The sequence below is a fragment of the Pseudomonas sp. BN515 genome (assembly GCF_029873155.1).
GTDB lineage: Bacteria > Pseudomonadota > Gammaproteobacteria > Pseudomonadales > Pseudomonadaceae > Metapseudomonas.
Genome location: NZ_SSOH01000039.1, coordinates 25,023 through 31,433, shown reverse-complemented (window position 1 = coordinate 31,433; position 6,411 = coordinate 25,023). Strand labels below are relative to the sequence as shown.

6 protein-coding genes and 1 pseudogene are annotated in these 6,411 nt (G+C 63.1%); 3 read left to right on the top strand and 4 right to left on the bottom strand.

Translation table 11 applies throughout. The features are described from left to right. Positions 1 to 120, bottom strand: a pseudogene (locus E8E91_RS10330) (IS481 family transposase); the annotation flags it as partial. A gap of 202 nt (positions 121 to 322) precedes the next feature. Further along, positions 323 to 2,287: a methyl-accepting chemotaxis protein gene (locus E8E91_RS10325; protein WP_280375668.1), complete on the bottom strand. Its 1,965-nt coding sequence runs from the start codon at positions 2,285 to 2,287 to the stop codon at positions 323 to 325. Between the two features lie 277 nt (positions 2,288 to 2,564). Here E8E91_RS10325 and E8E91_RS10320 point away from each other — a divergent pair, with 277 nt between their 5' ends. From E8E91_RS10320 to efp, 3 genes are all read left to right on the top strand, one after another. Beyond that, positions 2,565 to 2,774, top strand: a complete 210-nt coding sequence (locus tag E8E91_RS10320; RefSeq protein ID WP_280375667.1) for a hypothetical protein — start codon at positions 2,565 to 2,567, stop codon at positions 2,772 to 2,774. Positions 2,775 to 2,893: 119 nt separating this feature from the next. Next, positions 2,894 to 4,024 carry an elongation factor P maturation arginine rhamnosyltransferase EarP gene (gene earP, locus E8E91_RS10315; RefSeq protein ID WP_280375669.1) on the top strand — a complete coding sequence of 377 codons (1,131 nt, stop codon included), beginning with the start codon at positions 2,894 to 2,896 and terminating at the stop codon, positions 4,022 to 4,024. A gap of 43 nt (positions 4,025 to 4,067) precedes the next feature. Continuing rightward, a complete protein-coding gene (gene efp / locus E8E91_RS10310) occupies positions 4,068 to 4,634 on the top strand; it encodes an elongation factor P (protein ID WP_044875372.1) in 567 nt (188 codons plus the stop codon). Positions 4,635 to 4,694: 60 nt separating this feature from the next. Here the strand turns inward: efp and E8E91_RS10305 are convergent, their stop codons facing one another. Together E8E91_RS10305 and E8E91_RS10300 are read right to left on the bottom strand one after the other, a co-directional pair. Next, on the bottom strand, positions 4,695 to 5,714 hold the full coding sequence (locus E8E91_RS10305; protein WP_280375666.1) for an alpha/beta hydrolase: 1,020 nt from the start codon (positions 5,712 to 5,714) through the stop codon (positions 4,695 to 4,697). A 154-nt stretch (positions 5,715 to 5,868) separates the two neighbouring features. Then, positions 5,869 to 6,315: a MarR family transcriptional regulator gene (locus E8E91_RS10300; protein ID WP_280375665.1), complete on the bottom strand. Its 447-nt coding sequence runs from the start codon at positions 6,313 to 6,315 to the stop codon at positions 5,869 to 5,871. Positions 6,316 to 6,411 lie beyond the last annotated feature (96 nt).

Genomic DNA, 6,411 nt, shown 5'->3' with positions numbered 1-6,411 from the left:
GGCCGTCTTCGCACTGATGCCATAGCGTCGGCACAGCTCGCGGACATTGCTCTGCGGCTGTTCAGCCAACCACACAAATTCACGCCGAATCGACATGGTGGTGCACTCCTGCCACGGCATCGCTCGAACTCCTCATTCGACGGATCCCGTAAGCGTAAATGCGTTACCCATGTCTCCCGACACCCGTTACCTATGTCCCCCGGCTGAACACCGTGCGCACCGACGGTTTGACCTGGTGCCGAGGCGGATTCTGGAATCGGTGCGCACACGCAGCGCACCCTACGGGGGGATTACCGCAACTCCACGTTACGTGGGTGTTTACTCAGGCCAGTCGGAAGCGATTGACCTCGGTCTGCAATTCGCCGCCAAGCCGGGCGAGGTCGATGCTCGCGGCCGAGGTTTCTTCGGTGGCGGCGGCGGATTGTTCGGCCACGTCGCGGATGCTGGTGACGCTGCGATTGATTTCCTCGGCCACGGCGCTCTGCTGTTCGGCGGCGGTGGCGATCTGCTGGTTGAGTTGCTGGATGTCGGACACCGAACTGTTGATGGCCTGCAGCGCAGTGCCTGCTTCTTTCGCGGCTTCCACGGTGTGACCGGCCTGGGTGCGGCTGCGGCCCATCATGTCCACCGCGCCCTGGGCGCCGTCCTGCAAGGTGCTGACCAGTTGCTCTATCTGGGTGGTGGACTCTTGGGTCCGGCGGGCGAGGGCGCGCACTTCGTCGGCCACCACGGCGAATCCACGGCCGGCTTCCCCGGCCCGAGCCGCTTCGATGGCGGCATTGAGGGCAAGGAGGTTGGTCTGCTCGGCGATGCTCTTGATCACGTCGAGCACGGTGCCGATGTTGGTGCTGTCGTGCTTGAGCCGCTCGATGGCGCCAGCGGATTGCTCGATAGCCTGGGCGAGGTGTTCGATGCGTTCGATAGCCTGCTGGACGACGGCGGTGCCGTGCTGCGCCTGCCGGTCGGCGTGGCCGGCAGAGTCGGCGGCGGACTCGGCATTGCGGGCGACGTCCTGCACGGTGGCGACCATTTCGTTCATGGCGGTGGCCACCTGCTCGGTTTCCATCTTCTGCTGGGTCACGCCGGCGCTGGTCTGCTCGGTGACGGCAGACATTTCCTCGGCGGCGGTAGCCAGCTGCTCGATTCCGCTGCTGAGGCGCCTGAGCAGGCTGCGCAGGCTTTCGGTCATGTCCTGCATGGCCTGCATCAGTTGGCCCAACTCGTCCTTGCGGTTGCTGCGGATGTCCGAGGTCAGGTCGCCTGCCGCCACTTTGCGGGCTTGCTGCACGGCCTGGCGCAGGGGCGTGACGATCAGTTGGGCGATGACGAAGGCGGACAGCAAGCCCACCGCGAAACCAATGGCGGCCGCGGTGACCAGGATGGTCTTGGCCTTGCGGGCGTCGGCTTCCAGCAGCTGCATCTGGATGTTGAGTGCGTCGGCCGACGAATCGGAAATGCCGGAAGCGCGGGTGGTCATTTCGGATTCGGAGTCGGCGTGGAGCTGAATGCTCTGGCGCAGGTTGGCGAACTCGCTGCGATAGCGCTCGATCTGTTTGCGCGCCGACGCCAGGTCTTCGCGGGCACTGGGATCGCTGATCCGGTCTGCCAGGTCGCTGGCCCGGCTGTCCAGGGTGTCGAACAGAGCGTTGAGCTTGTCGGCGTACTGGTCGTCGCCGCGCATGACGAAGTCCTTCTCGTGGCGTCGTGCGGTGAGCATGTCCTTGGCCATGCCGGAGGCGTGCGTCGCGCTCTCCAGCGAGCGGATGCTGTTCTCGTCACCGCTTTGGCGGATCTGCGCCAGGGCCGCCTGGGTCAGGTGCTGCTCCAGCTCGTCGAACTGCTTGAGCGCCTCGCGGGCTGCCTGCTCCATGTTCTGCTGGGCACTGCGCTTGTTCTTCTCCATGTCCGCCAGGCCGGTCAGGTTCTGCTGATACTGGCCGAGATCGGTCTGGATCTGCTTCATCAGATCGATGGTCTTGGGGATGGTCATCACCTGCAGGGTGTTGTCGGCGATGCCCTGGATTTCCCCAATGATCTGCAGCGCATTACGGATGGCCTGCTCGTCGCTGCGGATGATGAAGTCCTTCTCGTGCTGGCGAACCTGATAGAGCTTGGTGTCGATGTCATTCACCCGCAGCAGGATGTCGAAGCGGTGCAGGGCGCCTTCCAGTGCTCGCCAACTGGTCCAGGCCACCAGCAGGGTGATGGCCAGCACCAGACCGAATCCCGTGAGCAGCTTCTGGCGGACGCTGAGGTCGTTGAAAAAGCCTGTGATGGAGCCGTTCATGGCAGCAGCCTCGCGTTGAGCAGGCGATAGGGAATGCAACGGGCAAGGGAAAGTGCGGGGCGGGCGGGGGCGGACATCGTTCGACTTCCTGTCAGGGGGGCGCCATCCAGAACTAATAGCTATGAGCTATCAATCTAGTCGCCCCATTTCGGTGCTGTCCAGTTGGCGGACGGACGGCCAATTGCCGAAATGGATAGCCACTATCGAGACAACTGATTTCTACCGCAGAGGCCCCCCTCGTAGTCTTTACCCCATGCAAAGCGATGGAGGTGAGGCGATGTCCCACGTCGATGTGATGTCTCTGGTAGGTAGCGCGGTTCCGGAATCGCTTCGGACCGAAGGCCACATGGCCTGCTGGTTCGTTGTCGTGGATGGCGTGAAGCGTTCCGGCCCCTTCATCTCCCGCGAAGCAGCTGGCGCCAGCAAGGCGATCTGGCTGCTGGAACTGGCACGCCGCCAACGCGGCCCGCACCGCCTGGTCGCTTGAGGCACCGGTTTCCGCAAACTCTTTTCGGCACCATGCTCCCCTTGGCCCGCCTTAATGGCGGGCATTTTGTTTGTGTGCCCGATGTCTTGGGTAAACTGCGGTTTTCTTCGGGAATCCGCATCGTGAAGTGGGACATCTTCTGCAACGTCGTCGATAACTTTGGCGACATCGGCGTGACCTGGCGCCTGGCTCGTCAGCTGGTGGCCGAGCATGGCCAGGCGGTGCGCCTGTGGGTGGATGAGCCGGCGGTTTTCGCGCCCCTGTGTCCCCAGGCCGATCCCCAGGCGGAAAGCCAAATCCAGCAAGGCGTGGAGATTCGTCACTGGCGCAAGGAGTGGCCGGCGGTGGAGCCGGCGGACGTGGTGATCGAGGCCTTCGCCTGCCAACTGCCCGAACCCTACCTGGCGGCCATGGCTGCCAGGGCCGGCAAGCCCCATTGGCTGAACCTGGAATACCTCAGTGCCGAAGACTGGGTGTCCGGCTGCCATGGGCTGCCATCCTTCCAGCCCAACGGCCTGCAGAAGGTGTTCTATTTCCCCGGCTTTGCCGAGGGCACCGGCGGTCTGTTGCGCGAAGGCGCGCTGGCGGAGCGTCGCGAGGTCTTCCAGGCCGATCCAGAAGCGCGCCGGGCTTTCCTCGATGAGCTGGGAGTGGAGCTGGAGACGGGCGCGTTGCTGATTTCCCTCTTCGCCTACGAGAACGCTGCCCTTGCCGGCTGGCTCGATGCCCTGGCGGCAGGCGAGCGGCCGGTGCAGTTGCTGGTGCCCGTCGGTCGCGTACTGGTGGACCTGGCGAGTTGGCTGGGCGAGGAAAAGTTGAGTGCGGGGGCGAGCTTCCGTCGTGGGAGCCTGGCGATCCAGGTCCTGCCGTTCGTCAGCCAGGATGATTACGACAGGATTCTCTGGTGCTGCGATTTCAACGCTGTGCGCGGCGAGGATTCCTTCGTTCGTGCCCAGTGGGCCGGACGGCCGCTGCTCTGGCACATCTATCAGCAGGAGGAGGGCGCCCATTGGGACAAGCTGGAAGCGTTCCTCGCCCTCTACTGCCGCGATCTGTCCCCGGCCGCGGCCGCCGCGCTGACCGAAGGCTGGCGGGCGTGGAATCGTGGCGAAGGCATGGGGACGGCCTGGAACGCCCTGCTGGCGCAGTGGCCTGAGCTCGCTCTGCATGCCGAGCGCTGGTGCCGGGAGCAGGTGGCCCGCACCGACCTTGCGGCGGGTCTGGTGCAGTTTTGTACAAAGCGGCTATGATACGCGGCCTGTTTTTTGTCACCCATCCACATCGGATATTCGTATGAAAACCGCTCAAGAGTTCCGCGCCGGCCAAGTTGCCAACATCAATGGCGCTCCCTGGGTCATCCAGAAGGCCGAGTTCAACAAATCCGGCCGCAACAGCGCAGTCGTCAAGATGAAGCTGAAGAACCTGCTGACCGGCGCCGGCACTGAGACTGTGTTCAAGGCCGACGACAAGCTGGAGCCGATCATCCTTGAACGCAAGGAAGTGACCTACTCCTACTTCGCCGATCCGCTGTACGTGTTCATGGACACCGAGTTCAACCAGTACGAGATCGAGAAGGCCGACCTGGAAGGCGTCCTGACCTTCATCGAAGACGGCATGACCGACGTCTGCGAAGCCGTGTTCTACAACGATCGCGTTATCTCCGTCGAACTGCCGACCACCATCGTTCGCCAGATCGCCTACACCGAACCGGCTGTCCGTGGTGACACCTCCGGCAAGGTGATGAAAGTGGCTCGCCTGAACAACGGCGCCGAGCTGCAAGTATCCGCCTTCTGCGAAATCGGTGACTCCATCGAGATCGACACCCGTACCGGCGAGTACAAGTCCCGCGTCAAGGCCTAAGCCTTACCGTGAGACAAGAAAAAGCCCGGCAATTGCCGGGCTTTTTCGTTTCCGTCTTCCTTACTTCAGGTGCTCCTTCAGCGCTTCGCCGGCCTGCTGCATGGCGGCGCGGGTGCCCGGAACCTTGGCCAGCACGTTGAGCAGGCCGAAGTCGTGGATCATGCCGTTGTAGCGCACCGAGGTGACTTCCACGCCAGCGGCGTCCAGCTTGCGGGCGTAGGCTTCGCCCTCGTCACGCAGCACGTCGAACTCGGCAGTCTGTACCAGTGCCGGCGGCAGGCCCTTCAGCTGCTCGGTCGAAGCCTGCAGCGGCGAGGCGTAGGTCTCGGCGCGCTGGCGCGGATCGGTGGTGTAGCTGTCCCAGAACCACTTCATCATGTTGCGGGTGAGGAAGTGGCCGTTCTCGAACTGGTTGTAGGACGCATTGTTGAAGTTGGCGTCGGTTACCGGCCACAGCAGGGCCTGGAAACGGATCTTCGGTGTGCCCTTGTCCTTGGCCATCAGGCTGACCACCGCGGCCATGTTGCCGCCGACGCTGTTACCGGCCACCGCCAGGCGGTTGCCATCCACGCCGATTTCCTTGCCGTGCTCGGCCACCCACTTGGTGGCGGCGTAGGCCTGGTTGATCGCGGTCGGGTACTTGGCCTCGGGGGAGGGCGTGTAGTTCACGTAGACCGCCACGGCGCCGGAGTTGGCTACCAGGTCGCGGATCAGCCGCTCGTGGGTCGGGTAGTCGCCCAGAACCCAGCCGCCGCCGTGGAAGAACATGAAGACGGGCAGGGTGCCTTTCACGCCAGCAGGGCGAACGATGGTCAGATCGATCTTCTGCCCGTCGGCTTCGATGGTCTTCTGGCTGACGTCGGCCTTCGGCAGTTCCAGCTTCACGCTGGCCTGGGCGCCGACCAGCACTGCGCGAGCATCCTTCGGGGCAAGGGTTTCCAGCGGCTTGCCACCACCGGCGGCCAGGGCTTCGAGGAAGGCCTGGGTGTTGCGTTCGACGCCCGGACCGCCGGCAGCGAAAGCCTGGGTCACGGAGAGGGCGAGAAGGCTGCCTGCGACTACGGTGCTGATCGATTTCATGGCGGGTTTCCTCTATCTGAAAATTGATTTGCTGTCTAAAAGTTTGCGCGCTAAGTAAGTGCGTGGAGCAGAAGTTATCCGCGATTTATTTAGCGCGCAAGATATTTGTTGGAAATATTTTGAATATCGATCAGATGATTCTGGAATAAGGCCGTCAGACGGCCTTTTCCAGACTGCTGCGCAGGGATACCAGTTCTTCCTTGAGGTCGCCCAGTTGCTCGACGGTGCGCTCGGTGGCGGCAAGGATGCAGGCGGGTACCCGCTTGGCCTTTTCCTGCAGCTCCCGACCTGCCTGGGTCAGGCGCAGTTCCACCACGCGTTCGTCCTTGCTGCTGCGAGTGCGGGTGATCAGCCCTTCAGCTTCCAGGCGCTTGAGCAGGGGGGTGAGGGAGCCGGGGTCGGTGAGCATGCGGTTGCTGATTTCGCCCACGGTGATGCCGTCGCCTTCCCACAGCACCATCATTGCGAGGTACTGCGGATAGGTCAGGCCCAGCTCCTGGAGCAGGGGCTTGTAGACCTTGGTCATCATCAGGGAGGTGGAATACAGGGCGAAGCAGAGCTGGTTGTCGAGCAGCAGCTCCTTGCACGGGGGGGTGGACATGGGATGTCTCCAGAGGCAGTGATGGTGACCAATTTAGCGCGCAAGCCTTTCGTGGGCAAAATGCATTCTGTCCATCGCCCTCCCGGGCGTTCTTGC